Source organism: Candidatus Cryosericum septentrionale (genome assembly GCF_003570995.1).
Taxonomy (GTDB): domain Bacteria; phylum Caldisericota; class Caldisericia; order Cryosericales; family Cryosericaceae; genus Cryosericum; species Cryosericum septentrionale.
Window position 1 is genome coordinate 1 of record NZ_QXIY01000012.1, and the last position, 408, is coordinate 408.

At 53.7% G+C, this 408-nt stretch carries 1 protein-coding gene; it reads left to right on the forward strand.

Annotation, left to right across the window (positions count from 1 at the left end; genetic code table 11):
• The coding region (locus SMC1_RS03010) for an oligopeptide/dipeptide ABC transporter ATP-binding protein (protein ID WP_320409813.1) at nucleotides 1-285 on the forward strand (285 nt) is incomplete at its 5' end.
• Nucleotides 286-408 lie beyond the last annotated feature (123 nt).

Genomic DNA, 408 nt, shown 5'->3' on the forward strand with positions numbered 1-408 from the left:
GGCAAGATTGTCGAGAACGCTACTGCCAAAGAGATTTTCAAGTCTCCGCGCCATCCATACACGTACGGTCTGCTGCAGTCCATTCCGAAATTCACGGAGAAGAAGACCAACGAACCATTGCCCGCCATCGAGGGCATGGTCCCCTCCCCATACCATATGCCCAAAGGTTGCCGTTTCAACCCGCGCTGCCCATTTGCTACGGAGAAGTGCAGAGAGGAAGAGCCGGAGATTCTCGAGCTTACCCCCGGTCACCTGGTACGCTGCTTCCATCCTATCGAGTCATAGGCAGAGAGGAGAAATGACCATGGCAACAAGACTCGTAGAAGTCCAGAAACTAAGGAAGTGGTTCCCTATCAAAGGAGGAATCTTCTCTACGACCGTCGCCTCAGTCAAGGCTGTGGACGAGGT